The sequence below is a fragment of the Pseudohoeflea suaedae genome, assembly GCF_004354915.1.
In the GTDB taxonomy this organism is placed as follows: domain Bacteria; phylum Pseudomonadota; class Alphaproteobacteria; order Rhizobiales; family Rhizobiaceae; genus Pseudohoeflea; species Pseudohoeflea suaedae.
On the sequence record NZ_SMSI01000001.1, the window covers coordinates 1,001,922 to 1,027,365 of the forward strand.

The 25,444-nt window shown below is 61.8% G+C and carries 22 protein-coding genes and 1 pseudogene; 14 read left to right on the forward strand and 9 right to left on the reverse strand.

The window, feature by feature from the left end; translation table 11 throughout:
* From E2A64_RS04675 to E2A64_RS04715, 9 genes are all read left to right on the forward strand, one after another.
* Positions 1 to 936 (forward strand): putative B6 ABC transporter permease subunit 1, encoded by a 936-nt coding sequence (locus E2A64_RS04675; protein ID WP_133283246.1) that lies wholly within the window; start codon positions 1 to 3, stop codon positions 934 to 936.
* A gap of 63 nt (positions 937 to 999) precedes the next feature.
* Complete coding sequence (gene pldA / locus E2A64_RS04680; RefSeq protein ID WP_133283247.1) at positions 1,000 to 1,806, forward strand: 4-pyridoxolactonase; 807 nt, start codon at positions 1,000 to 1,002, stop codon at positions 1,804 to 1,806.
* 14 nt (positions 1,807 to 1,820) lie between these two features.
* Positions 1,821 to 3,005: a pyridoxamine--pyruvate transaminase gene (gene ppaT / locus E2A64_RS04685; protein WP_133283248.1), complete on the forward strand. Its 1,185-nt coding sequence runs from the start codon at positions 1,821 to 1,823 to the stop codon at positions 3,003 to 3,005.
* Between the two features lie 33 nt (positions 3,006 to 3,038).
* Complete coding sequence (pldH, locus tag E2A64_RS04690) at positions 3,039 to 3,782, forward strand: pyridoxal 4-dehydrogenase, SDR-type (protein WP_133283249.1); 744 nt, start codon at positions 3,039 to 3,041, stop codon at positions 3,780 to 3,782.
* A gap of 257 nt (positions 3,783 to 4,039) precedes the next feature.
* Positions 4,040 to 5,650, forward strand: a complete 1,611-nt coding sequence (locus E2A64_RS04695) for an ABC transporter substrate-binding protein (protein ID WP_133283250.1) — start codon at positions 4,040 to 4,042, stop codon at positions 5,648 to 5,650.
* Between the two features lie 20 nt (positions 5,651 to 5,670).
* Positions 5,671 to 6,663, forward strand: coding sequence for an ABC transporter permease (locus tag E2A64_RS04700; RefSeq protein WP_133283251.1), 993 nt, complete (start codon positions 5,671 to 5,673; stop codon positions 6,661 to 6,663).
* Entirely contained in the window at positions 6,660 to 7,493 is an 834-nt protein-coding gene (locus E2A64_RS04705; protein ID WP_133283252.1) for an ABC transporter permease, read from the forward strand. Before E2A64_RS04700 ends, E2A64_RS04705 begins: the two co-directional genes overlap by 4 nt.
* A complete protein-coding gene (locus tag E2A64_RS04710) occupies positions 7,490 to 8,287 on the forward strand; it encodes an ABC transporter ATP-binding protein (RefSeq protein WP_133283253.1) in 798 nt (265 codons plus the stop codon). The genes E2A64_RS04705 and E2A64_RS04710 overlap by 4 nt, the downstream gene beginning before the upstream one ends.
* Positions 8,277 to 9,047 (forward strand): ABC transporter ATP-binding protein, encoded by a 771-nt coding sequence (locus E2A64_RS04715; RefSeq protein WP_133283254.1) that lies wholly within the window; start codon positions 8,277 to 8,279, stop codon positions 9,045 to 9,047. The genes E2A64_RS04710 and E2A64_RS04715 overlap by 11 nt, the downstream gene beginning before the upstream one ends.
* A gap of 96 nt (positions 9,048 to 9,143) precedes the next feature.
* Here the strand turns inward: E2A64_RS04715 and E2A64_RS04720 are convergent, their stop codons facing one another.
* The 4 genes from E2A64_RS04720 to E2A64_RS04735 are packed head-to-tail and all read right to left on the reverse strand — an operon-like array spanning position 9,144 to position 12,496.
* Positions 9,144 to 10,097, reverse strand: a complete 954-nt coding sequence (locus tag E2A64_RS04720) for an ABC transporter substrate-binding protein (RefSeq protein ID WP_133283255.1) — start codon at positions 10,095 to 10,097, stop codon at positions 9,144 to 9,146.
* Between the two features lie 49 nt (positions 10,098 to 10,146).
* On the reverse strand, positions 10,147 to 10,908 hold the full coding sequence (locus E2A64_RS04725) for an ABC transporter ATP-binding protein (protein WP_133283256.1): 762 nt from the start codon (positions 10,906 to 10,908) through the stop codon (positions 10,147 to 10,149).
* A gap of 12 nt (positions 10,909 to 10,920) precedes the next feature.
* Positions 10,921 to 11,706 (reverse strand): ABC transporter permease, encoded by a 786-nt coding sequence (locus E2A64_RS04730; protein ID WP_158285682.1) that lies wholly within the window; start codon positions 11,704 to 11,706, stop codon positions 10,921 to 10,923.
* On the reverse strand, positions 11,699 to 12,496 hold the full coding sequence (locus E2A64_RS04735; protein WP_133283258.1) for an ABC transporter permease: 798 nt from the start codon (positions 12,494 to 12,496) through the stop codon (positions 11,699 to 11,701). Before E2A64_RS04735 ends, E2A64_RS04730 begins: the two co-directional genes overlap by 8 nt.
* Positions 12,497 to 12,875: 379 nt before the next feature.
* Here E2A64_RS04735 and E2A64_RS04740 point away from each other — a divergent pair, with 379 nt between their 5' ends.
* Positions 12,876 to 13,535, forward strand: coding sequence for a GntR family transcriptional regulator (locus E2A64_RS04740; protein ID WP_133283259.1), 660 nt, complete (start codon positions 12,876 to 12,878; stop codon positions 13,533 to 13,535).
* A 187-nt stretch (positions 13,536 to 13,722) separates the two neighbouring features.
* Here the strand turns inward: E2A64_RS04740 and E2A64_RS04745 are convergent, their stop codons facing one another.
* The 5 genes from E2A64_RS04745 to hglS are packed head-to-tail and all read right to left on the reverse strand — an operon-like array spanning position 13,723 to position 20,690.
* Positions 13,723 to 15,000: an NAD(P)/FAD-dependent oxidoreductase gene (locus E2A64_RS04745; protein ID WP_133283260.1), complete on the reverse strand. Its 1,278-nt coding sequence runs from the start codon at positions 14,998 to 15,000 to the stop codon at positions 13,723 to 13,725.
* A gap of 56 nt (positions 15,001 to 15,056) precedes the next feature.
* On the reverse strand, positions 15,057 to 16,292 hold the full coding sequence (locus E2A64_RS04750) for a pyridoxal phosphate-dependent aminotransferase (protein ID WP_133283261.1): 1,236 nt from the start codon (positions 16,290 to 16,292) through the stop codon (positions 15,057 to 15,059).
* Between the two features lie 4 nt (positions 16,293 to 16,296).
* Positions 16,297 to 17,823 carry an L-piperidine-6-carboxylate dehydrogenase gene (gene amaB / locus E2A64_RS04755; RefSeq protein WP_133283262.1) on the reverse strand — a complete coding sequence of 509 codons (1,527 nt, stop codon included), beginning with the start codon at positions 17,821 to 17,823 and terminating at the stop codon, positions 16,297 to 16,299.
* Between the two features lie 25 nt (positions 17,824 to 17,848).
* The gene (locus tag E2A64_RS04760) at positions 17,849 to 19,288 is read right to left on the reverse strand and encodes an FAD-binding oxidoreductase (RefSeq protein ID WP_133283263.1); all 1,440 of its coding nucleotides are present in this window, start codon (positions 19,286 to 19,288) and stop codon (positions 17,849 to 17,851) included.
* Positions 19,289 to 19,292: 4 nt separating this feature from the next.
* Positions 19,293 to 20,690: a 2-oxoadipate dioxygenase/decarboxylase HglS gene (gene hglS / locus E2A64_RS04765; RefSeq protein ID WP_133283264.1), complete on the reverse strand. Its 1,398-nt coding sequence runs from the start codon at positions 20,688 to 20,690 to the stop codon at positions 19,293 to 19,295.
* 107 nt (positions 20,691 to 20,797) lie between these two features.
* Here hglS and E2A64_RS04770 point away from each other — a divergent pair, with 107 nt between their 5' ends.
* The 4 genes and pseudogenes from E2A64_RS04770 to E2A64_RS04785 all read left to right on the forward strand — a co-directional run.
* Positions 20,798 to 21,700, forward strand: a complete 903-nt coding sequence (locus tag E2A64_RS04770; RefSeq protein ID WP_133283265.1) for a LysR family transcriptional regulator — start codon at positions 20,798 to 20,800, stop codon at positions 21,698 to 21,700.
* A 330-nt stretch (positions 21,701 to 22,030) separates the two neighbouring features.
* Complete coding sequence (locus E2A64_RS04775; protein WP_133283266.1) at positions 22,031 to 23,248, forward strand: MFS transporter; 1,218 nt, start codon at positions 22,031 to 22,033, stop codon at positions 23,246 to 23,248.
* A gap of 198 nt (positions 23,249 to 23,446) precedes the next feature.
* The gene (locus tag E2A64_RS04780) at positions 23,447 to 23,911 is read left to right on the forward strand and encodes a hypothetical protein (RefSeq protein WP_133283267.1); all 465 of its coding nucleotides are present in this window, start codon (positions 23,447 to 23,449) and stop codon (positions 23,909 to 23,911) included.
* 822 nt (positions 23,912 to 24,733) lie between these two features.
* Positions 24,734 to 24,946: pseudogene (locus E2A64_RS04785) on the forward strand (transposase); the annotation flags it as partial.
* Positions 24,947 to 25,444: the final 498 nt, after the last annotated feature.

The window sequence follows — 25,444 nt, forward strand, 5'->3', positions numbered from 1 at the left end:
ATGGGCGGATTGCTAACCGAGGCGTTTCTGTCGTCTCTTTTCACCGGCGCCATCGTCGCGGCGATCCCGATGCTTCTCGCCGGTCTCGGCGAGCAGATGTCGGAAAAGGCCGGCGTGCTCAATATCGGCATCGAGGGCATGATGCTGATGGGCGCCTATATGGGCTTCCTTGTCGCCTTCAAGACGGAATCGCTGTGGCTCGGTTTCCTGGGCGGCATTCTCGGTGGGGTTCTGGTGGCCATCGTCATGGCGGTGCTCTGCGTTCGCCTCGGCCTCAACCAGATCGTCATCGGCATCGGCCTGACGCTCGGGGTGGAGGGGCTGACGGCTCTGCTGCACCACTTCCAGTTCTCGCGCACCTATCCGCGCCTGCCGGCACCCGAGCGTCTGAACATTCCGGGCCTGACCGATCTTCCGGTGATCGGGCCGTCGCTCTTCGGGCGCCACCTGATCGTCTATCTGGCGCTGATCGCGGTGGCGGTCCTGGCCTATCTTTACCGCCGCACCAATCTCGGCATGACGCTGCGTGCGGCAGGCGAACGGCCCGCTGCACTCGACGTCGCGGGCGGCAACGTGCTCGGTATCCGGGTCTTCGCCACGCTCTTTACCGGCGGCATGGCCGGGCTTGGCGGCGCCTATCTCGCCAATATCGGGGCTGGGCTCTTCATTCCCTTCATGACCGGCGGTGCGGGCTTCATCGGCATCGTGCTGGCCATGCTGGCACGCGGCCGGCCGCTCTGGGTGCTGATCGGCTCGCTGATCTTCGGCGCGGCCCTTTCTATGACGACCGCCCTGCAGGTGGCCGGCTCCAATATCCCGACCGACGTCATCCAGATGCTGCCGTTTGCAGCCGTGATGCTGGTCCTCGTGCTCTTCGGTCGTCGGGCGAAACTGCCCTCGGCTCTGGGCGCAGCCTATGAACGCGGCGCCCGCTGAGGGCGCCGTCACCAAACCCAAGGACCCGGGAGAGGGGTCCGGACAACAAACAGGAGAAGTGACATGGCAGACACAAAGGTATTCCTGCTCGACGGCGGTTCGCTGGTGCTCGATGGTTTCCATATCTGGTGGAACAAGGGACCCGGCGGTGAGGTCCGCTTCCCCGTCTACTCGGTTCTGGTCGATCATCCGAAGGGCAAGTTCCTGATCGATACCGGCTACGACTTCGATCACGTCCAGAAGGTACTCCCGTTCGAAAAGCCGCAGCAGAGCGAACAGCAGACAATTCCCGGGGCACTCAAGCTTCTGGGCCTCGAGCCGAAGGACATCGATCTCGTCTTCAACTCGCATTTTCACTTCGATCACGTGGGCGGCAACAAGTTCTTCCCCGACACCAAGAAGATCTGCCACAAGGACGAACTGAGCCAGGCGGCCAGGTGCCAGCCATTCGAGGTGCTCGGCTATTCGGACCTCGCCTTCTCGGCGGAAGTCGCCGAGGCGCGCGGCATGTCCGATCAGCTCACCATGGGGCAGACGGCGGCAAACACCAGATACGAGACCATCGAGGGTGATGTCGAACTCGCTCCGGGCGTGACGCTCGTCTACACGCCGGGCCACACGGTCGGGCACTATTCCCTGCTTGTCGAGTTCGACAATCGCCGTCCGCTGCTTCTCACGCTGGACGCGGCCTATACGCGCAAGAACTACGACCACGACATCAATGCGGGCTTCCACATCGATCCCGTGGCCGGCGTCAATTCCATGCGCCGCCTCAAGGAAATCGAGAAGCAGAAGAACGCCGAAGTGCTCTTCAGCCACGATCCGGAGAGCTTCAAGGACTACAAGATCGGCGTCAATTACTACGGCTGAACTGGAGGCGAGTCATGAAGTATCCCGAAACGAAACCGCCGGTCTTCACGCTGACGGCGGGTCCGGTCGATGCCTATCCGGAAGTGCTGCGCGCGCTCGGAACGACCGTGCTCTACGATTACGATCCGGCTTTCCAGGCCTTCTTCGAGGACCTCACGCTCAAGGCCCAGGAAGCGATGGGCTGCGACCTGCCGCCACTCATCCTCCAGGGTGAGCCGGTGCTGGCGCTCGAAGGGGCCGCGGCCTCGCTGATCGCCAGGGACGACGTGGTGCTCAACCTCGCCTCGGGCGTCTATGGCAAGGGCTTCGGCTACTGGGCCGCGCGCTATGCGAGGAAGGTCGAGGAGATCGAGGTCCCCTATGACACCGCGATCGACCCCGAACAGGTCCGCGCTTTCCTCAAGGCGCATCCCGAGGTCAGGATCGTCTGCGTGTGCCATCACGACACGCCGTCCGGCACGCTTAACGACATCGACGCCATCGGCGCCATCGTTGCCGAAGCCGGTGCGCTTCTTCTCGTCGACGCCGTATCCTCCTGGGGCGGCATGCCGACAAGCCCGACTGCCAGTCAGGCCGGCATTTACGTCACCGGCCCGAACAAGTGCCTCGGCTGTCCGCCGTCTCTCTCGCTGGTCGCCGTCTCGCAAGCAGCCTGGGAGAAGATCGAGGCCAATCCCGATGCGCCGTTTGCCTCCATGCTGAGCTTGAAGGACTGGAAGAACGCCTGGAAGAAGACCGAGCCGTTCCCCTTCACGCCTTCTGTCGCGGAACTCAACGGCCTGAGCGCGGCACTCGACCGCTATCTCGACGAGGGACCGGAAGAGGTCTGGGCGCGTCATGCGCTGACGGCCAGGATCTGCCGTGAAGGCATCAAGGGCATGGGCATCGAGCTCTGGCCGGTATCGGAAGACATCGCCTCGCCGACCGCCACGGCCGTGAAGATGCCGGACGGCATCGACGCCGGCGTCGTGCTCAGGGAAGCGCGCGCCCGTTACGGCGTATCGATGTCGGCCGGTCGCGCCGAGACCCTCGGCAAGTTGATCCGCATCGGCCACATGGGCCCGACCGCGCAGCCCGGCTATGCGCTTCTGGCTGTTTCGGCCATGGGCGGCGCGCTCAAGGCTCTCGGCGCCAAGGTGGACGTGGCTGCAGGTCTCGCCGCAGCCCAGGCCACCTGGGACGCAGCAATCGACGCTTAAGGCCCGCAGGGGCATACAAGAAAGGAAAAGGGAATGAGTACAAGTCTTCAAGGCCGCAAGGCAGTCGTCACGGGAGCGGCGCAGGGCATCGGCAAGGCCATTGCCAGGGCACTCGCGGAAGCCGGCGCGAAGGTCGTCATCTCCGACATCAACGGCGAGGGCGCCAAGGCCGCCGCTGCCGATATCGGTCACGGCGCCGTGGGTGTGACCTGCGATTCCACCAAGGTCGATCAGGTCAACAAGATGCTCGAGGACGCAGCCGAGAACGGCGCAATCGACATCCTCGTCAACAATGCCTCCATCGTTCCCTACATCGCCTGGGACGACGTCGACATTGAGCACTGGCAGAAGATCATCGACACGAACCTGACAAGTGTCTTCATCGCCAGCCGCAAGGCCACCGACATGATGCGCGCCGCCGGCCGCAAGGGCACCGTGCTCAACATCGCCTCCAATTCATTTTACGCCGGCACGCCCAACATGTCGGCCTATGTGTCGGCCAAGGGCGGTGTCATCGGCTTCACGCGTGCGCTTGCCACCGAAGTGGGCAAGTATGGCATCCGCGTCAATGCGGTCACGCCGGGCCTGATCGATTCCGACGGCGTGAAGGGCAGCCCGCACGCCGAAAGCTTCGGCTTCGTCGAGATGCTCCAGGCCATGCCCGGCAAGGGACAGCCCGAGGATGTCGCAAAGGTGGTGGCCTTCCTCGTTTCCGACGGTGCCGGCTGGATGACCGGCCAGTGCGTCAACGTCGACGCCGGTATGATCCGTCTCTAGGGCAAGCTCGAACTCGACCGGATCGGCGGAACTGAAACGCGTTGATGAACTCGGCTGCTCGTCGCAGCTGTCCCTTTGCGCGTGAACACGAGACGGTTGGGATCGATTTTTCTATTCTGGCGGCGAAATTGGACGTCACGTCCGCCGCCGCCAGATATAGTCTCCATCGAAAGGTCGATATGAAGTCAACCGGGTGCAGTTCGCCGAGCCGCACCTTCGCCATGACGGTGGATCCGTCGCAACAAAGGAGGCACGCCATGTCCATTCCGGAGATCTCTCGTCGAGGGCTGATGCAGAGCACGGCCGTCCTCGCAGGTGCCGCCGTGCTGCCGCGGTGGGGATTTGCGCAGGACGCCATGCAGGGAGGCCGCCTTGTGGTGGCTGCCGATTCCGAACCGCGAAACCTCAATCCGGCCATCGTGGCCTCCAACGGCGTGTTTTACATCGCGTCGAAGATCATCGAGCCGCTGGCCGAAGCCTCCTTTGACGGACCGGACGGTTTGGCGCCGCGGCTGGCAACGAGCTGGCAAGGGTCCGACGACGGCCTTTCGGTCACCTTCAAGCTTCGTGAAGGCGTCACCTGGCACGACGGCAAGCCTTTCACCTCCGCCGATGTCGCCTTCTCGGCGATGGAGGTCTGGAAATCTCTCCAGAACATTGGTCGCACGGTGCTCGCCAATCTCGAAACGGTAGACACGCCCGACGAGCTGACGGCCGTTTTCAAGTTCTCCGAGCCGACGCCCCTGCAATTGATCCGGAACGCGCTTCCGGTCGTGAGCAGCGTCTTGCCCCGGCATTTGTACGAGGGCACCGACATTGCCGAAAATCCGGCCAATAACGAACCCGTGGGCACCGGGCCCTTCGTTTTCGCCGAACACCGGCCGGGCGAATATTACCGGCTGACGCGCAATGAAGCCTATTGGGGTGACGGTGAGCCGAAACTCGACGAACTGATCTTCAGGGTGCTGCCGGACCGGGCAGGGGCGGCCGCAGCGCTCGAGGCCGGCGAAATTCAGCTCGCGGCCTTTTCCCAGGTTCCGCTGTCGGATCTTGAGCGCATTTCCGCCAACAGCGAGCTCGAGGTGGTCACCAAGGGCTACGAGGCGCTGACCTACCAGCTGATCGTGGAGATCAACCACCGCAACGAGGTCCTCAAGAACCTCAAGGTCCGCCAGGCCATCGCCCACGCCATCGACAAGACCTTCGTCGTCGATACGGTATTCCTCGGATATGCAGCCGAGGCCACCGGTCCGGTCCCGAAGAATGCGCCGGAATTCTACGAACCCGACGTCACGCAATATCCCTTCGATGTCGAGAAGGCCAAGGCGCTGCTCGACGAGGCCGGCTATCCGGCAAAAGACGGCGGTGCGCGTTTTTCGATCCGTCTCCTGCCGGCGCCATTCTTTTCCGAGACACGGGCGATGGGGGATTACCTCAAACAGGCGCTTGCTGTCATCGGCGTCGAGGCGGAACTGGTTTCGAACGATGCGCCGGGCCATCTCAATGCGGTCTACAAGGATCACGATTTCGATCTGTCCATCGGTGCGGCGGTGTTCCGCGGCGACCCTGCGATTTCGACGACAAATCTCGTTCAGTCGGGGATTCCCGATGGCACCTTCTTCTCCAACCAGGGCGGATATGCCAATCCGGAGATCGACAAGATCATCGCGGAGGCGCTCGTCACGGTCGATACGCAGAAGCGGATCGAGCTCTATGACGAGTTCCAGAAACGGGTGACTGCCGATCTTCCGCTGATCAACGTCGCCGACTGGGGCTTTACCTCGGTGGTGAGCGTCGATGTGCTGAACGTGGGCAACAATCCGCGCTGGGTCGTGTCCGGTTGGGCCGATACGGAGATCGCGGCGTAGTCCGGGGCAGGGGGTAGACCGTGCATCGTGCATGGCGTTTGACGAAACGGCGGCTGGTCGCCAGCATTCCGGTGCTGGCGATCGTCATCCTCGGCACGTTCCTCTTGATGGAACTCGCGCCGGGCGACGCCGTCGATGCCTATCTCGTGTCGCTGGGCGGCGGCGATGCCGGGCTGGCCGAGACCCTTCGGCAAAGCTACGGGCTCGACCAGTCCGCCATCAGTCGGCTGTGGCTCTATGTGAGTTCGCTGGCCCGGCTGGATCTCGGCTGGTCCATCGTTTTCAACCGGCCGATCCTGGACGTCGTTCTGGAAAGATTGCCCAATACGCTCTGGTTGATGGGGGCTGCCACCGCACTGGCCTTCACCTTAGGCTCTCTTCTGGGGATCATCGCCGGCGCACGGCCGGGAAGCGCGGTTGATCGCGTGCTGTCGATCGGCTCCCTCACGCTCTATGCCGTGCCGGGCTTCTGGCTCGGGCTCGTCCTGATCCTGGTCTTTTCGGTGCAATTGCGCTGGCTTCCCACCTCGGGCATCGAAACGATCGCTTCGGGCAAGACCGGCATCGCCCGTGTCCTCGACATCGCCAGGCATCTGGTTCTTCCGGTCGCGTCTCTCGGCTTCATCTACCTGGCGCTTTTCCTGCGCATGATGCGTGCCGGGATGGGCGAGGTGTGGCGTCAGGATTTCGTGCTTGCAGCGAAAGCCAAGGGGCTGAGCCGCAGGCGCATCGTGATCCATCATGTCGCCCGCAATGCTCTTCTGCCGCTCGTGACCATGCTCGGCCTGCAGGCAGCCACCATGCTCGGAGGCTCGGTGGTGATCGAGAGCGTGTTCGCCATACCCGGCTTCGGCAGGCTGGCGCAGGAAGCCGTGGCGGGCCGCGATGCGCCTCTGCTGATGGCCATCATCATCGTCTCCGCGGTGCTGGTCATCCTCGTCAATCTTCTCGTCGATATCGCCTATGCCTGGCTCGATCCGCGGGTCGGCGGTTCGGAGGCGGCAGGCAGATGAAGGCGTTTGTCAGACGTTTCATGTCCTCGCCGGAAGGTATCGCGGGCGCTCTTGTTCTTCTGCTGCTGGCGCTCGCCGCGGTGCTGGCGCCGATCATCCTGCCGGGCGATCCGGCGGCCATCGTCGGACGCCCGCTTCTGCCGCCTTTTTCCGATGCGTCCTTTCCGCTCGGAACCGATCAGCTTGGCCGCGACGTCCTGACCAGGCTGGTCTACGGGGCGCAGGCGTCGCTGACGGTCGGCTTGTCGTCCGCTCTGGTGGCAATCCTTGCGGGCACGCTTGTCGGTACCGTGGCGGGGCTCGCCGGCGGACTTGTCGACGAGGCGCTCATGCGCGTCGTCGATGCGTTCCAGATCGTCCCGGGCTTCCTTCTGGCACTTGCCTTCGTCAGCGTCGCCGGGCCTTCCCTCGCTGTCATTGTCCTTGCCGTCGGACTGGGCGCCTGGACCGGTCCGGCGCGCCTTGCACGCGCCGAAGTGCTGTCGATACGCGAGCGGGACTATGTCGCGTCGGCGCGGGTGATCGGCATGCACCCGGCCGAGATTGCCTTTCGCGAAGTGCTGCCCAACGCGCTGCCGCCGGTCCTCTCGCTGGTCTCCGTGATCGTCGCGGCCGCCGTGCTGATCGAGGCGGCGCTGTCCTTCCTCGGGCTGGGTGATCCGAACGCGGTGACCTGGGGCGGGATGATCGCCGAGGGGCGAAACCTGCTGCGATCGGCCCCGTTTCTCTCCATCATTCCCGGCCTCGGTCTCGTCAGTGCCGTCGTCGGGATTTATCTCTTTGGCGAGGGGCTGGTGGAAGCCTTGTCGATCCGCGGGAGACGCGCGTGACGAAAGTGCTCTGCAGCATTCGAGACCTCAGCGTTGCGTATCCGACCCCGACCGGTGCGCAGCACGCGCTGAAATCCGTCAGTCTCGACATCATTGCCGGGGAGAAGCTTGCGATCATCGGGGAGAGCGGTTCGGGCAAGAGCACCCTGTCGCTTGCACTCACGGGCTTGCTGGCGCGTCAAGCCATGGTCGATGGCGTCATGTCCTGGCCGGGTCTCGGCTCCGCCCCCCGGGCGGGCCGCGACATCGGCATCGTTTTCCAGGACCCCGGTTCCAGCCTCAATCCCGTTCTCACGATAGGGGATCAGGTCGGCGAGGGTGCGCGCCGTCATCTCGGTCTGGGCCGGAAGGCCGCCCGCGACAAGGCGATAGAACTGCTTTCGCGTGTTCGCATTCCGCAGCCGGAGAAGGCGGCTGGCGCCTATCCGCATCAGTTCTCCGGTGGTCAGCAGCAGAGAATTGCGATTGCCGCCGCCATTGCAGCCGGGCCTGCCGTGCTGATCGCCGACGAGGCGACGAGCGCGCTCGACACCATCGTTCAGGCCGAGATTGCCGCATTGCTGGAGGATCTGGTGACGAATGGCGATATGACGCTGATCTTCGTTACTCACGACATCGGACTTGCCGCCAGCCTCGCCGACCGGATCGCCGTTTTCCGGACTGCCGAACTGGTGGAATGCGGAGACGCCCGGTCGGTCGTAAATGCGCCCCGGGCCGATTACACGCGGCAATTGCTGGCCACCCATATCGATCTTCATTCACCTCGGCTTGTAGGGGCGGCGGATGTCCGGTGACCTGCTGATGGTGGAAGGCCTGTCGAAACGCTTCGCCGGACGCGGCCGTTCGGTGAGGGCGCTGGACGATGTCAGCTTTTCCATCCGGAAGGGCGAAACGCTCGGCATCGTCGGGCCATCGGGAAGCGGCAAGTCGACCCTGGCCCGGGTTCTCTTGCGCCTGATCGAACCCGATGCGGGCCGTATCCTGATCGATGGCGAGGACTGGCGGTCGCTGTCGCCGAAAGCGCTGCGCCATCGGCGGGGCGACATCCAGATGGTGTTCCAGGATCCGCTGTCCGCCTTCAATCCGCGCACCACGATCGGCAAGGCGATCATGGATCCGCTTCGCATACACGCTGTTGGCAAGCGTCACTCGCGAATGGCGGCACTCGCCGAATTGCTGCAGCGCGTTGGCCTCTCCGCCGATATGGCGAGCCGCAGGATACACGAGGTGTCGGGCGGTCAGCGTCAGCGCGTCGCACTTGCGCGGGCTCTCGCCAGCCGTCCCCGGCTCGTCGTTCTTGACGAGGCCCTTTCCGCGCTGGATGTCTCCTTGCGCGGCCAGATGCTGGAACTCCTGGTGCGGCTGCAGAGGGACGAGGGGATTTCCTTTCTTTTCATCGGCCACGATCCAGCGGTGGTGCGGATGATCTCCCACCGCGTGGCGGTGATGGATCAGGGCAGGATCGTCGAGACCGGCGATGCCGACGCGGTCTTCTCGGATCCTCGATCAGATACCGGAAAGGCCCTGATTGCCGCCATACCCACGTGGCGGTGAACTCTCGGTCGGTTCCGCCGTCAGCTCGACGCAAAAAAAAACCGGCCGGCCGTCCTTGCGGATTGCCGGCCGGTTCTCTTTCAGCGGTTGACGCGCTTACTCTTTGGGCGACCAGACGAGGCTGTTCAGGTCGTCCGTTTCATTGAGAATGCCTTCCTTCTCGGCCGCATCGACCCAGAACTGCATTTCTGACGGCGGGACTTCCGTTTCCCAGTCGCCGAGATTCATCGCCTCGATCGCCGTCGCCGGGATCTTGGTGTGTGCGCCGATCGTCTCGCGCGCCACGGCGGGGTCGGCCTTGAAGTCCTCGATGGCGCGATTGACCGCCTTGACGAAGCCTTTGACGATGTCCGGATTTTCTTCGACGTAGGGCAACATGGCGACAATGCCGGAAAGCACGACCGGTGACTTCACGTCAGTGAAATAGTGGCCGAGCACATTGGCGCCCTGTTCCTTGCCGAAGGTCACGAAGGGCTCGACCGCGCCGACCGCGGCCACGGTATCGTTGCGCAGAGCGGGCAGCATGTCAGGGAAGGGGATCTCGCGGAAGGTCACCTTGTCGATGTCGACATCGTTCTTGCGCAGCCATTCACGCATCATCGTCCAGTCGGTGTTGTAGCTCAGATTGGTGGCGACCGCCTTGCCCTCGAGATCCTTGGGCGACTTGATGTCGGGGTTGGTGGTCAGCACTGCGTGAACGGGGTTGTCCGAACTCTGCGAGAAGTTGAACGACACATAGGTCACCGGCAGGCCACCCTTGCGGGCGTTGAGTACCCCGAGCGCGTCCGAAATGCCGAACTGCAGGGCTCCCGACTGGAGCGCCGGGATGATCTGGCCGCCGCCGGCCATCGGCACGAGTTCGACTTCCAGGTTCTCGTCGGCAAAGTAGCCCGCGTCCTGGGCGCGCCAGAAATAGGAATAGACGCCGACCGGCAGATAACCGACCTTGAGCTTGGTGGTTTCGGCGAAAGCTGCATGCGGCACGCCGAGCGAGGCGAGGGCTGAGCCGGCTGCAAACAGTGCCGCAGCCGCCAGGTTCTTCAGGTTCATGTTCCCAACTCCTGTTGTTTCGATTTCACTTGTTCTTCTTGTTTTTGGCTCACTGCGCCTGTTGGCGCACGAGCGTGTAGACCTTGTGCCGGAGGCTGAGGAACTCCGGTGTTTCCTTGGTGGTCAGCTGATCGCGCGGGCGCGGCAGGTCGATCGGTATTTCCTCGACCACCGTTGCCGGCCGGGTGGAGAGCACCACCACCTTGTCCGCCATGAAGACGGCTTCATCGATGTCGTGCGTCACGAGGAGCGCCGACAGCGACATGCGTTCGCAGATGTCCATGACGAGATCCTGCAGGTCGATCCGCGTCTGCGCGTCGACCGAGGCGAAGGGCTCGTCGAGCAGCAGAAGGCGCGGCGCGGTGACGATGGATCGGGCGAGCGCGCATCGCTGCTGCATTCCGCCAGACAACTGCCAGGGATAGAGGTCGGCCGCATGGTCGAGCTTGACCGCCGTGAGTGCTTCGCTCACCCGGTCGTCGCGTTCACTCCGCGCGACGTCCCGCAGCCCTTGTTCGACATTGCGGCGCACCGAAAGCCACGGAAAGAGGCTGCGATTGTAATCCTGGAAGACGATGGAGAGCCACGGCGGCGGATCGTCGAAGGACTGGCCTTCGTGAAAGACGCTGCCGCTGTCCGGGCTCATCAGTGCAGAGATGCAGCGCAGCATGGTGGTCTTGCCGCAGCCGGAGGGACCCACGATGGCAAGAAACTCGTTCGATCCCTGCTTGAATGTCACGTCCCGGAGAATCTGGGCGTCCGCCGAGTAGGCTTTCGAGACGCCTTCCATGGAAAGTAGCGGCTGGCTCATGTCGTCTCCGTATCAGCTGCGTGCGTCCGACAGGCCGCGCCATCCGCGGTGCCAGGCGAGAACGCGTTTTTCGATTGAAAGCAGTCCCAGCGTCAGGATCAGGCCGATAGTCCCCAGCATCAGCACGCCGGCATAGACGTTGGCGGTCTGGAACAGGCGCTGATTGCGCAGAATGTAGAAGCCGAGCCCGTCATTGGCCGCGATAAGCTCCGAAATCACCATCATCACCAGCCCGATCGACAGCGCGATGCGAACGCCCGCGAAGATCGAGGGCAGGGCGCCGGGAAGCACAACCCTGAAAAGCTTTTCCGCGAGCGAGAATTTGAGAATCCGCGCCACATCGAGAAGCAGGGCATTGCCGCGCCTTGCTCCGTCGATGGCTGCGAGCAGCACCGGGAACACCGAGCCGAAAGCGATGACGAAGATGCGCATCGTATCGGTGGCGCCGAACAGCAGCAGAGCGGCGGGCAGGATGGCGACTGTCGGGACGAAACGAAGATATTCGAGCACCGGGCGGATCCACGGGTCGAGCCGGCGCAGGTAGCCGAGCGCGGTGCCCAGGACGGTTCCAAGCACCACGGCCAGCCCGAAGCCGATCGCCAGGCGCGAGAGGCTCGGGAACACGGTATCCATGAAATTGCCGGGCTTGAGAAGCGACAGATAGGCAAGGGCCACCGGCTTGAGCGGCGGCAGATAGGGAGCGGGATGTGTCACCGCCGACCATTGCCAAAGCGCGAGCAGGAAAAGCACGGTGGCGGTCTGCCAGAACAGGGCGCGCAGGCGGATATCCCTAGGCATCACGGTTCTCCGGGCTCCAGGGCAGGGTGAACCTTTCGATCCCGACGAAGAGCGCATTGACCAGGTAACCGAAGATTCCGGTCACGAGGATGCCGCCCCACATTTCGGCCGTCAGCCCGTTCAGGCGCACGTTCTCGATATAGAACCCGATACCGGGACGGCCGGTCAGCATTTCGACCGTGATGGCCAGGACGAGGGCGATCGCGGCTGCGGTGCGGATGCCGGTGGCGATATAGGGAAGGCTTGCGGGAAGGAGGATGCGCATGACGCGTTCGGCACGGTTGAAGCCGAGCACGCGCCCGGTTTCGAGAAAGCGCGGATCGATGCTTTCCACACCCGCCTTGGTGCTGAACAGCACCGGCCAGACGGCGGCGAAACTGATCATGAACAGCTGCATGGAGGTTCCGATGCCAAGCACCAGGAGCGCGACCGGTATGAGAGCCACCGAAGGGATCGGCCGGAGGAACTCGAGGATCGGACGCGTGGCGAGTTCAAGCCCCGGAAGCAGGGCAAGCGCGAGGCCGCCCGCAATTCCGATCACCGTGGCGAGCGCGAGGCCGGAAATCCACGATTGCAACGTCTCGAGCAACGCCGAGGAGATGTCTCCGTGCACGAGGCCGGAATAGGCCGCTTCCATCACCTCGATGACGGCGGGCAGATCGCGCTTGTCGATGAAGCCCGTTTGCCGCACGACTTCCCACGCGGCAAAGGCGGCGAGGACGCCCATGACGCCCTTCAGCGCCGTCGTCGCCCTGCTTGCAAATATCGTGGCCTTGCCCGTGCTGCTCATTGCACGTTCGCTTCAATACGTGAGCCGTCCGTCCTGCAATGATGCCATTGCCTGACCGGGCCTCGAAAAACAACGAAACCGGGGTTCACCAAAATCTCCCTTTGGTGGCGGCAATCATGTGCCCCGGTTGGCCCGAAGTCCTTTGCATGGCCGGCGGACTTGCCGTATCTCCGCCATCCATCGAGGAGCAGACCATAGGTATTATTGTCTGTCAATCTGATTGACTGTTATGATTCTGGCAGTTCATCCGGTTTTCTGCACGGCAGGGCATCATTGCCATCGATAGTGGTGAATAGATCGGGTTTCACGCAATCGCCCTATGGACATCGGACGAGATCAACTGAAAGTAGAAGGCTTCTTGGAATTATTGCGGTGGGGAATGGATCTGGATCTGCGAATAACGCGCAAAACGGTGCAGCAGGAGGTCGTCGACAAGCTCAGGCAGGCGATCCTCTCGGGCACCTTCGCGCCCGGTCATCGTCTTGTCGAAGCCGATCTGTGCGAGGCGCTCGGCGTCAGCCGCTCGTCGCTTCGTGAAGCCCTGCGCGGCCTTCAGGCGGAGCACCTCATAGAGATCATCCCGAACCGCGGTCCTCATATCCCGGTACTCACCTGGGAGGACGCCGAAGAGATCTATGAGGTGCGCGAGCTTCTGGAAGGCGAGGCGGCGCTGCGCTGCGCCGCCCGGATGAGCGATGACGACATCGCGGAACTCGCAGAGCGTCTCGAGACCTTTCATCGTGCCGCCCGCGACGAGAACGCCGATGATCTCGCGGATGCCGCTGCCGCATTCTATGAGCTTATCCTGAGCCGTTGCGGCAACAAGATCATCCAGCAGATGCTGGCCGGCCTGCTGGCCCGCATCAGCTATCTGCGCAAGCGGTCCATGTCGCTGCCCGGTCGCGCCCTCAAGAGCCATGAGGAAATGCGCGCCATCCATCAGGCCATTGCCGACCGCAATACGCGCGATGCCCGCAAGGCGGCGATGAAGCATGTCTCCAACGCTCGTGCCTCGGCCAAGCAGACCTTTCCCGTCTGAAGACCGTCCGACCGATCCGTTGCTGCCTTGCGCATGTTTTGAGGCATGCCGTCACGCACTGGTCGGTTATGGCGGGGGTGGAGGCAGCGTCGGCCGGTCCCTCCGCTTCGGGGGAGCAACGCCTCCGACGAAAAGTGGTGCCGTTGCTGCATGATCCACATGATGGTTCGGTCTCCTCGATGCCCCGTCAGAACCGCCTGGCCAGGCTGTGGACAAACGTGGCGCCCGCTTCGTAATAGGCCGCTTTGGCGGCGGTGAAGCGCTCCTGGTGGCCGGATACGGGCGACAAGGGCAAAAGCTCGGGTGCAGTGTCGAGCAGTGCCGCAGCCGCCGTCCGCCCGAAGACGGTGCCGGGGGCGATGCCGCGTCCCGAATAGCCGAAGATCGCATAGGCATTCGGCCCGAAGGCGACGATCTTCGGAATGTGATCCCCTGTCATGGCGATGCGGCCGCTCCAGCCGTGCTCGAAGGGGATGTCGCCCAGTTCAGGATAGAGGCCGCGAAGCTTGCGCCTGGCCCATGCTTGGTGAAAGCCCTTGCCGGCGTGTTCCATGCTGCCGACGCCTCCGACGATCATCCGGCCCGCAGCGTCGAGCCGGATCGATGACATCACCATGGCCGTGTCCCAGCATCCCTCGCCACCGGCGAGGATCTTCTCGCGTGCCTTTTCGGGCAGGGGCGCGGTGGCGAACTGACAATAGTTGAAGGGAATGAAGGCGGGCGTGTACGGGGCGTTTATGTCGCGGTGATAGGCGTTTGTCGCCATCAGCAGATTGCGGGCGCGAACGCTTTTCCCGAGTGCCTCGACGACCCACATGTCGCTCTCGCGCCGGATCGCTGCGACCGGCGAATGTTCATGGAGGGCAGCGCCTTTCGCCGAGGCGGCGCGGGCAAGGCCGCGGCAATAGGAAAGCGGCTGGATGGTGCCCGCCCTCGGGTCGAACAAGGCGCCCTCGAAGGCATTCGAGCCGGTCCGCCTCGCCGTTTCGCTCCGGTCGAGCAGGCTCAGCGGCGCGCCGTGCCTGTTACCCTGCCGGAACCGCTCCTCGAGATCCTTCAGGCCGGCTGGCGAATGGGCGAGGTGAAGCGTGCCCTTGCGCGTCGGTTCGCATGCGATGTTCTCGCGTTCTATCAGCGCGAAGACTTCGCCGGGCCCGGCGCCCAGCATGTCGATGAGCTTGCGTGCCGCGGTCTCTCCCAGTTCCCCGACGATTGTATCCGGCGGAAGCCAGAGGCCTGCATTGACGAGGCCGACATTCCGGCCCGATCCGCCATGGCCGAATGTACCGGCTTCCAGGACACAGACCGAAGCGCCCCGGCGCGCGGCTTCGAGCGCGGCCGACAGGCCCGTGAAGCCGCCGCCGATGACCGCGAGATCGACGGTCTTGTCGTCATCGATCGGCGGAGCCTCGACATTCTCGATTGAACTTGCGCGCCAGAGGATGGAAAACGCGATGGAGGACATCGGGATTTGGCCTTTCTTCCGACACGCGGCTGCGGACCGGTCACGAGATGGGACGTCTATCGTCTCAAACGGCCACACGCTTCGGCGATGCGGTCGAGCGCCTCTTCCAGTTCGCTCTTCGCGGTCGCGTAGGAAATCCGGAAATAGGGTGAGAGCCCGAAAGCCGAGCCCGGGACCACGGCCACGTGAGCGCTGTCGAGCAGATAGTCCGTAAAATCCCTGTCGCTGGCAATGGATGCGCCGTCGGGCTTGATGCGCCCGATCATGCCGGCGCAGCCGGCGAAGGCGTAGAAGGCACCTTCAGGCACGCGGCAGTTCAGTCCGGCGATTTCATTGAGTGCCTTGACGACGAGATCCCGGCGTTCGCGAAAACTCTCGCGCCTTTCGGCGAGGATACCCTGCGGTCCGGTCAGTGCCGCGAGCGCGGCTGCCTGGCTGACGGAGGAGGGGCACGATGTCGACTGGCTCTGGACCACCGCCATGGCCTTGATCAGGTCCCTGGGGCCACCGGCATATCCGATCCGCCAGCCTGTCATGGCATAGGCTTTCGAGACGCCGTTGATCGTCAGGATCCGCGATTTGAGACGCGGTTCGAGTGCCGCCGGCGTGACGAAGTCGAAGCCGTCATAGACGATATGCTCGTACATATCGTCGACCATCAGCCAGACCTGCGGATGGCGAAGAAGCGTATCGAGAAGCGGACGGTAGTCTTCAGCCGAATAGGCGGCACCTGACGGGTTGGATGGCGAGTTGAGCAGCACCCAGCGTGTCCTCGGGGTGATCGCGCGCTCGAGCTGGTCCGCCTTGAGGCGGAACCCCGCAGCACCGTCGCACGGAACCAGTACCGGGACGCCGCCGCAGATCTCGACGATATCCGAATAGGAGGTCCAGAAGGGTGTCGGGATGATCACCTCGTCGCCCGGGTCGAGGCTCGCCATGAAGGCGTTGAATAGGATCTGTTTCGCACCTGTGGCGACAGTCACTTCGTCCGTCGTGTAGTCCACGCCGTTTTCGCGGCGAAACTTCTCGACGATTGCCCGTTTCAGCGCGGGCGTGCCGTCGAGCGCGGTATACTTGGTCTCCCCGCGATCGATGGCGGCCTTCGCCGCGTCCTTGATCGTGGTGGGCGTATCGAAATCCGGTTCGCCCGCTCCCAGGACGATGACCGGTTTGCCCTCGGCCTTGAGCGAGGCGGCCTTGCGGCCGATCTCGAGGATTTGCGAAACGCCGATGGAGGCGATGCGGGAAGCGGGTCGGAAACCCGCTTCCTCCATGCTGGACGCGATGGTCATGGCTTTACTCGATGTCGAAGGAAACGCCCTGGGCGAGCGGCAGCTGCTTGGAGTAGTTCACCGTATTGGTTGCCCGGCGCATATAGGCCTTCCAGGCGTCCGAGCCCGATTCACGGCCGCCGCCGGTTTCCTTCTCGCCGCCGAAGGCACCACCGATTTCCGCGCCCGACGTGCCGATATTGACGTTGGCAATGCCGCAGTCGGACCCCTCGTCGGAGAGGAACTGTTCGGCTTCCTGCATGTCGAGCGTGAAGATCGACGATGAAAGGCCTGCGCCCACGGCATTGTGGGCCTGGATCGCGGCGTCGAAGTCGGAATATTTCATCACATAGAGGATAGGTGCGAAGGTTTCCTCGAGCACGGGACCCGTCTGATCCGGCATCTCGACGATGGCCGGGCGCACGTAATAGGCGGTGTCCTTTCCGGCCTCGGCGATCCTTTCGCCGCCGGTCACGCTGCCGCCGGCAGCCTTTGCCGCCTCGAGCGCCTTCTGCATGTTGTCGAAGGCGAGCTTGTCGATCAGCGGACCGACGAGCGCCGAGGTTTCGAGCGGATTGCCGATCGATACGCTCTCATAGGCCGCTTTCAGGCGGGGAACCAGCTTGTCGTAGAGGCTCTCATGGACGAAGAGGCGACGCATGGAGGTGCAGCGCTGGCCGGCAGTTCCCATCGCTCCGAAGGCGACTGCGCGCAGCGTCATGTCCACATCGGCGGAGGGGCAGACGATGCCGCCATTGTTGCCGCCGAGCTCGAGGATGGCGCGGGCAAAGCGCTTGGCGAGGCGCGGACCGACCTCGCGTCCCATCCGGGTGGAGCCGGTGGCCGAGACGAGCGCGACCTTGGGATTGTCGACAATGGCCTCGCCGGCGTCACGATCGCCGATCAGAACCTGCATGAGGTTGTCGGGTGCGTCACCGAAGCGCTTGAGAGCCCGTTCGAGGATGGCCTGGCAGGCAAGGGCGGTAAGCGAGCTCTTTTCCGACGGCTTCCAGACGACCGAGTTGCCGCAGACCAGGGCGAGCGCGGTGTTCCACGACCAGACCGCGACGGGGAAGTTGAAGGCGGTAATCACACCGACGACGCCGAGCGGGTGCCATGTTTCCATCATCCGGTGGCCGGGGCGCTCGGTGGCGATGGTCAGGCCGTAGAGCTGCCGCGACAGGCCGACCGCGAAATCGCAGATATCGATCATTTCCTGCACCTCGCCGGCGCCTTCCGACGGGATCTTGCCGGCTTCGATCGATACCAGCCGGCCGAGATCGTCCTTGGCCGCGCGAAGTTCCTCGCCCAGCAGCCGGACGAGTTCACCGCGGCGCGGGGCAGGGACCTTGCGCCAGGCCTTGAAAGCGGTCTCGGCGGAATCGATAGCCGCCCCGCAATTGCCTGACGACATGGCCGGCAACCGGGCAATCTCCTCGCCGGTCACCGGGGAAAAGGACGCCATGTCGCCGCCGGTCCAGGCGGAGCGTGGCACCCCGAGCTTGTCGAGGATCGCGCCCGTTTCCTTCTTCACGTCCACTATGCTGGTCATGCTGTCTCTCCGTCCTGTTCTGTCGTTATTTCGTGATGGTGTTCGAAAAATCGGCCGCGCCGAGGGGGGCCGGTGAAATGGCTTTTTTCAGCCGCGCCGCGAGATCGCGGATGACCTCGGGCGTAAAGCGGTCGTAGTAGATCTGGTTCTTTCGCCCGATTCCGTGTTCGGCACTGAAGCTGCCGTCGAAGCGCTCGACCGCGACGGAATAGACGAGGTCCCGCACCGAAGTCTCGAAGCCGGGTTCGGCGAGGGCTGCATGATCGCGCGGGGTGACCAGATTGAAGTGAACGCCGCCGTCGCCGAGATGGCCGAAATCGCAGACGCTCAGCATCGGGAAGGCTACCGCCAGTTCGGCTTTCATGTGGGAGAGGAATTTCATCACATCCCCGCGACGGAACGCCAGATCGAATGCGATAAGCCTGCCGGCGTTCTTCACGCCGTCCGACAGGGCATGACGGAGCGCCCAGATTTCCTGCGGCGGCCCCATCAGGGCGTCGGCCAGCAAATCCTCGCCGTTTTCCCATATCTCCGCGAGCACTTCCTCCAGCATGGCGTCGAGTGGCTGTTCGCCCTCGCGTGCGGTGTTGGAACGGGTCAGTTCTGCAAGGATGACGAATTCCGGGACATTGCCGTTTTCGAACGGATTGCGAAGGGAGGGCACGTGCGCGAATGCCGCGCGGATCGCGTTGCCGGACATGCCCTCGAATGCCGACAGCGTCGCGCCGCAGGCCCGTTCCATGGCGACCAGAAGCGCCGGCACCGCATCCGCCGAGCTGGGAACCAGAAGCGTGGTGGCGCTCTGCTGCGGCAAGGGCTCGAGCTTGAGCACGCACTCGGTCACCACGCCCAGCGCGCCGCAGCTGCCGATGAAAAGCTGTTTCCAGTCGATGCCGGTATTGTCCTTGCGCAGGCCGGAGCCGAGGTCGAGCACGGTACCTGCGGTATCGGCGAGCACGGTGGTCAGGCCGAGCGTATTGCTGCGGACGTCGCCATAGCGCAGGAAGCGGGAGCCGCCGGTGTTCGTCGCAATCATGCCGCCGAGCATGGGATCGGCCCCGAGGTCGATGGGGAAAAACAGCCCGTGAGCGTCGAGGCGCTCGTTGAGCGCGGACAGGCGCCAGCCCGCTCCCGCCCTCACGGTCCGGTTGACCGGATCAATATCGTAGACGGTGGTCATCCTTTCCAGGCTCAGGACGGCCTGGGAACCAGTGTCGTCGGGCGTCGATCCGGAAACCAGCCCGGTATTTCCCGATTGCGGGATCACCGCAATGCCGTGACGGACGCAATAGGCAACCGCGTCCGAAAGTTCGGCCGTGGTGGCGGGACGCATGACGAAGGCAGCCCGGCCATGATCATAGCGCGCGCCCGTCTCGTAGGCGGAGAGATCGCCGCCGGCGACGAGCCCCTTCTCGCCCAGCAACGCACGCAGCGCATCGACATGATCCGTCTGGCCTGCCGTCATGATGTCATTCCGCCGCCATGGTCGAGCCGGGCGCCCGCATGCAATCGCGGATGGAGGCGGCCTCGATTGCGGCATAATGGGCGAATTCATCGAGCACGGCGGCGCCGAGATCGTTCTCGAACATGCGCTGGTTCGGGCCCGCGACGAACTCCTGAGCCGCGCCGTCCCCGAGGTTGGACTGGAAGATGCCGGCGGCGCTCACGGGCAGGAAGTCCTCATAGACGATCGGATCGAACTGAATGAGCCCGGCCTCGATCGCGGTCTCGATATCGCCGTTCTTCACCTCCGTACGCTGCCCTTTCTCCGTCAGGGAATAGGCGAAATAGCCCAATCCCGCGCGGCGAATTTCATTCCAGTCGTCGGGGAATTCAGCAAAGGCTTCCGTGAGGGCTTCACGATAATCGCCGGCATTCGATCCGTCGGCGGCAGGGCGAACCTTGGCGCGCGCCTTGGTCAGAAGCGCGTCGTAGAGCGCTCGGCCTTTCGGCGTCAGGGCCACGCCCCGCTGTTCGATCTCGCCGAAGCGGGCCGTGTGAGAGCCTTTCTCCCAGTTGCCGTCGGAGCTGACAAAGGCAACCGGTTCCTCCAGCGCCTTGAAGGACGTCTGGCGCAGAAGGATGGGGCAACGTCGCGTCGGCGGCCCCTCGACCACCGCCTTGGGCGCGATACCTTCGCCAGGCATGCGATCCTGCACCCTGTCGATGTCGAGGGTGCGCGGCGTGAGGTGATTGATATGCGGCCCGCGAAACGAGACGATGTCGGCAATCAGACGGTGCGCCGCATGCAGCCGGTCGTACATGGCCGTGTCGACCACCGCCTTGTCGTGCCAGCGGAAGGTTTCGAGAACTTCCTCCACGAAACGTTCTCCGTCCGCCGGCGACAGGCCGCCGTCGCGTTCGGCCTTCTCGACAAGGGCGTGCGCCCCCGGTGTGAAGATGTCGCGCGCCGCGAGGATATTCGCGGCCTCGGCGCGCAGTTCCTCGTCGGCGATCAGTTCCAGCCGCAGCAGCGAGGTGAAGACGCGGAAGGGATTGCGCTTGAGATGGTCGTCGTCCACGGGGCGGAAGGCCGTCGAATGGACAGGGACCCCGGCGGTCGACAAATCGTAGTATCCGACCGGATACATGCCCATCACCACGAAGACGCGCCGCATCATCTTCAATTCGTCGGCCGTCCCCAGCCGGATCGCGCCGTGCCTTTCGGCGGAGATCCGGTCGAGGGAATCGGTCGCCTCCAGCCGCCGGGCGAGTTCAGGATCCGCGGTCAGGGTCTCCGCATTCACGGCTTCGACCAGACGGATCAGCGTTCCGTAGGCCGGAACTTCCTTGCGGTACATGTCTGACATTGCGGCCGAGAAAGCGGCGCGCAGCGAATCGGCGGATGCAAACTTGGTCTCTGGCATGGGTCTCGTCGTCATTTTGTCTGGCGTAATCATTCTGATTGATCATAATAACGCACGACTTGATAAAATTATCGCGATGATTTCGCCTCAATTCATGCGAAAACGGAATGAATATCAACCGCAATCTCATGCCAGACCTTTCCGTGCTGCAGGCCTTCGAGTGTGCGGCGCGCCATGGAAGTTTCACTCAGGCGGCGGCGGAACTCAACCTGACGCAGAGCGCGGTGAGCCGCCAGATCCGTGCGCTTGAAACGCAGCTTGGCGTCACGCTTTTCGAGCGCGTGAGGCGGCATGTGGTTCTCTCGGCCATCGGCAGGTCGCTGCTGCCCTCGGTGTTGCGCATTCTCGCGCAGTCGGAGGAAATGGTGCAGCGCGCGATGGCGTCTGCTGACGGACGAAGTTCGCTTTCCCTTTCCGCGCTGCCGACATTTGCCAGCCGGTGGCTCTTGCCGCGGCTTGCCGACTTCACGGCCAGGCATCCCGACATCGCCGTCAACATTGCTTCGCATTCCCTGCCATTCGATCTCGCGGAGGAGGATTTCGATCTGGCGATCCATTACGGACAGCCGGTCTGGGCACGTGCCAACTGCACCTATCTGTGCAGCGAAGTCATCCTGCCGGTCGGAAGCCCCCGTCTGTTGTCGCGGCATTCCGTTCGGGCGGTAGAGGATTTCGAATCATGCCCCTTGCTGCATCTTGCGACGCGGCCCCGCCAATGGGCGGACTGGTTCGAGCAGAATGGCGGGACCGGTCTTCTCGCCTTTCACGGCCACCGTTTCGACCAGTTCAACATGATCATCGAGGCCGCTGCCGCGGGGCTCGGTTTCGCGCTGTTGCCGCGCTATCTGATCGAAGGAGAGCTGGCGTCCGGACGGCTCGAGGTGGTCATCGACCGGTCACTGACCACCGAGAACAACTACTATCTCGTTTCGCCCGAGGGTAAGACGGATATCCCGGCGGCGAGAGCCTTCGAGACGTGGATCCTGTCGCAGGTCTCCCCCGCCGGATGAGGCAGGAAGGCCGCCGCGCTTGGTGCGCCCGTTCCGATTTCCCGGTCATGGTCGGGGTCCCGATCTGGTAGAGCCGAGCGATACTGTCGAGATCGTCGAAAAGCCCGTTGTGCATGTAAGGCCCCGGCATCGGCCACGTCTCCCGTCGTCTCGTGGACCCCGAGATCCGATAGCCGCCGGCCATGGAAGCTCAACCCGATATTGTGCGCCCTGCCATCCGGGAGCAGCGGCTTGTCGTGGCAGCGACGCCTTTGAATTCAGATACTTCTAAGTAGCTGGATAAATGGAATATTTTGCAAGTTGAAGCATTGGGTTTAATCCAGTTTCAACATGAAAAGTTTTTCAAGATTCTTCATTGCCGCCTTTGTTTCCTCGATAGGTTCGCAGATCACATTGTTCGCGGCGCCTCTGCTGGTCTATCATCATACCGGAAGCCTGTCCTATGCAGGCCTGAGTTATGCGATCGAGCAGGGGATAGGAGCCCTTTCCCTGCCTCTGGGCGGGGTCATGGCGGACCGCGTCGGCGCGACACGCCTCTATATCATTGCTGATATCGCCCGGTTTCTCATCTGCATCCTGTGCTTCCTGCTGATGATCAGCTTTCCGGACGACATATTCCTCGTGGTCAGTGTCTGCGCGGGTGCGCTGTGTTTCTGCTTGAACCTTGCCTATGTCGCGCTTGAATCTGCGGTGCCGAAATACATTCCGCAGGCGGACCTTCACAAGGCCCAGTCCATGCTGCAGTCGATCGAGCAGCTCAGTCTGCTCGTGGGGCCGGTGGCGGCTGCCGGTCTGGTCGCGATGATCGGGGGAGAGCAGCTCTATATCGTGGCGGCAGGCACATTTCTCGTCAGCCTTGCCTGCATGCTCCTGTCCGGCAGGATCGGCGAGTTGTCGGCCATGACCCACGAGGCGTCGCCCCTGGCTGACCTCGTGACGGGCGCCAGGACCCTGTTCCGAAACACCGATCTCATCCTGTTGTGTCTTTTCACCACGTTCAACAACATCGTCTATTGCTCGCTCCTGTCGGTCGGCGCGGCGACGGTTGCGGGAACCTTCGGCCTGGCTGACGCCTATTACGGAGCCCTGATTTTCACTGCCGGCTTCTTCACCCTCCTGGTGATGATGCTCGTGCCGGCGCTGAAGAGGCGCCTTTCGATGTCGGGAATCGGAATCCTGTCGGTTCTCGGCATCGCGTCGGGTGGTCTCATGGTGGCGCTGTCGACACAGTTCTGGATGTTCTTCATCGGCTTCGCGCTTGTGGTGGCCGCCGACGCCCTCACCAGTGTCTATCTGCGCACCGAACGTGTGCGGCACATACCGAGCGAGCACCTCGGAAAGACGCTTGGCCTGATGGTGATGATAACCGCGTTATCCTATCCCCTGGCAGGATTGATCGTCGGCATCTTCACCGACCTCATCGGCTTCAATGCGCTGATATTGGCGCTTTCCACGCTGTGCCTGACCGGAAATGTACTGGTCATGCGGGCCTTGTCGAGCCGCGCCATGCTGCCTGCAGGACCCGAAACGAGTTCCGCTCGCGTCTAGCAACGCGGAGGGCGCGATAAGGGGCGGCTATCTTCAGGTGATCCTCGCGACGGCAGTTCCGTGCTCCAGACATCGGTGTCGTCGAACATCACATTCCAGTTCCGGTGCATGTCTCGGTGTTTTCCGCCATTTGCTAATATGCTGTAGTCTAGACTAAGATGCTCGATGTCGGGCAAGTGTCTGTCCAAAACAATCTGTATGTCGAAAAACACCGGAATAAAATACTACAAAGCAGAGTTTCTCAACATTGACGAAGTTAACAATATGTTGCGAGATTTAATCGTAATTTATCCAGGTATAATAGAAGATATGCAGAAAGTTATGGATGGAGTGTATGGGTATCAGGATTTATTAGACGAGAATTTCACCAAGATTAGAAAGTATGTTGAGGGGACAGGCAAGCTAAAATTAGAAACAAATAATCTAATTAATAAGTTAATCGCCGAATATGGTGAGGCGTTTGCCGTGTACGATAATCTGGTCGTTAATGACAAGATTCGCATAGATATGCCTAAGAGTTTTACGAGGGATTGTGAAAAGCGTAGGCGTTTCATTGAAACTGTAATCCGCTCGAATGTAAATAGCATGATCGCGCATGATATAAAGATGCGTGTATGGGATATGCATATGGGCACGGAAGCCGACGGGGAGAAGCTAAATTGACTAAGCCTGTTGCGTTTATTTGATAAGGCAAGGCGACACTTGTTCGACTATGCAAATGAGAGGAATGGCTCAACGTCCGGCGTGTATCAGAAATTTCATATTTTGTAATATATAAATAAAACCGATGGGGTGCATCAATGGCGATGATAATGACCTTTGATTTGAATCAAATATTCTGTGCTATCATAATTATTGCGGCAACTATATTGTGGGATTACTATGACTTTAGAGGTGGGAAGATTTCTTGGTTTCGAGAAAGGCATAGCAAAAAAGAAGATATAATTTTCCTGTTTTGCATAGGTAGCGTGTTTTATGTTGTAATATCGACGTTTTTTTACATAAAATACTAAAACAGATTGTGCTGTTCTGGCGAAAAATGGGGCCGGCATCACGTATTATGCAGGCGGGTATGTAGCAGCGTCATGGCGGATAGATATATTGATGGGCGCCCTTAATTTGTGACAATGAGTACATGCTTCGTGCAGGGAGCCGTTGACGGGGGCCTGCTTGGTGATGGCTGGCGGCGACGAAGCGGGCAATGTCGTGCCTGTGGCATCTGGAACTGACGTCTGGCAGATCAACGATATTGAGAGATTGTTGCTCATGTCTTTCGATCCATACTAGGATCAATCTGCGCATTTTTGCGGAATTGGCTATCTGGCCCGTAAAGCAGGGGTGAGTTTCGCGGCTGGGGCGCAGAATAGCAGAAATGTACGTTTGTATTATTTGTGTTTGAACGCTGATCCGGGAGCCGGTGGGCCTAGGCCGTGTTGACAAAGTGGATTCCCAAATCGGTCGAAGCATGATTCAAGACTGCCTTTTGTAATCCCGCCACGCTCCACGCGAAAGCATCCGCCATCTTGCGATTACATCGCCTACAAAGACCGGAACCGCATCGAGCGGATGTTTAACAAGCTTAAACAGTTCAGGCGGATCGCAACGCGTTACGACAAAACGAAGGCTTCGTTTGCGGGCTTCCTTGCTCTTGCCTCAGTCAAAATATGGTTGCCCTTCATGTGCGCGAGGCCCCTTTAGGGTGCCCCCTTTCCGCTCCCCAGAAGGCGAGCTGAGCCTTCGGCGCTTCCTTAATAACAGCAATTTGCATGTGAGCCCGAAGTTCACTGCGGAAACGAGAGGCGTTGCGGGCTCCCCACACGCCAATGAAGCATTCCCCTGAAGCGTCGTTCTTGAAGACCGCTGCACCGCCGAACGCGGAAGATAGGCCGCCTTCGCCAACCACGCCCCCGTCGCCGTAAACCGCAACAACGCGGTCCAGTGGTGCTACACCGACCACGGTGTCGCCGGATGGGGTGAAGCCTGGACTTCTAAATATATAGACTGGGCACGAAGCGATTGTCATCCGCTGAACATATCCAGATCGCAATCACTCACAAGCGCCCAATCCAACTTTGTCAACAGGACCTGGGCGGCGATAGTATGAGAATATTGTCGTATATAGTATATGTGACGATAGAAATTATTCTATAGAATTATCTTCTATGGATGGATTATCTAATTGTACAAAATTAATAA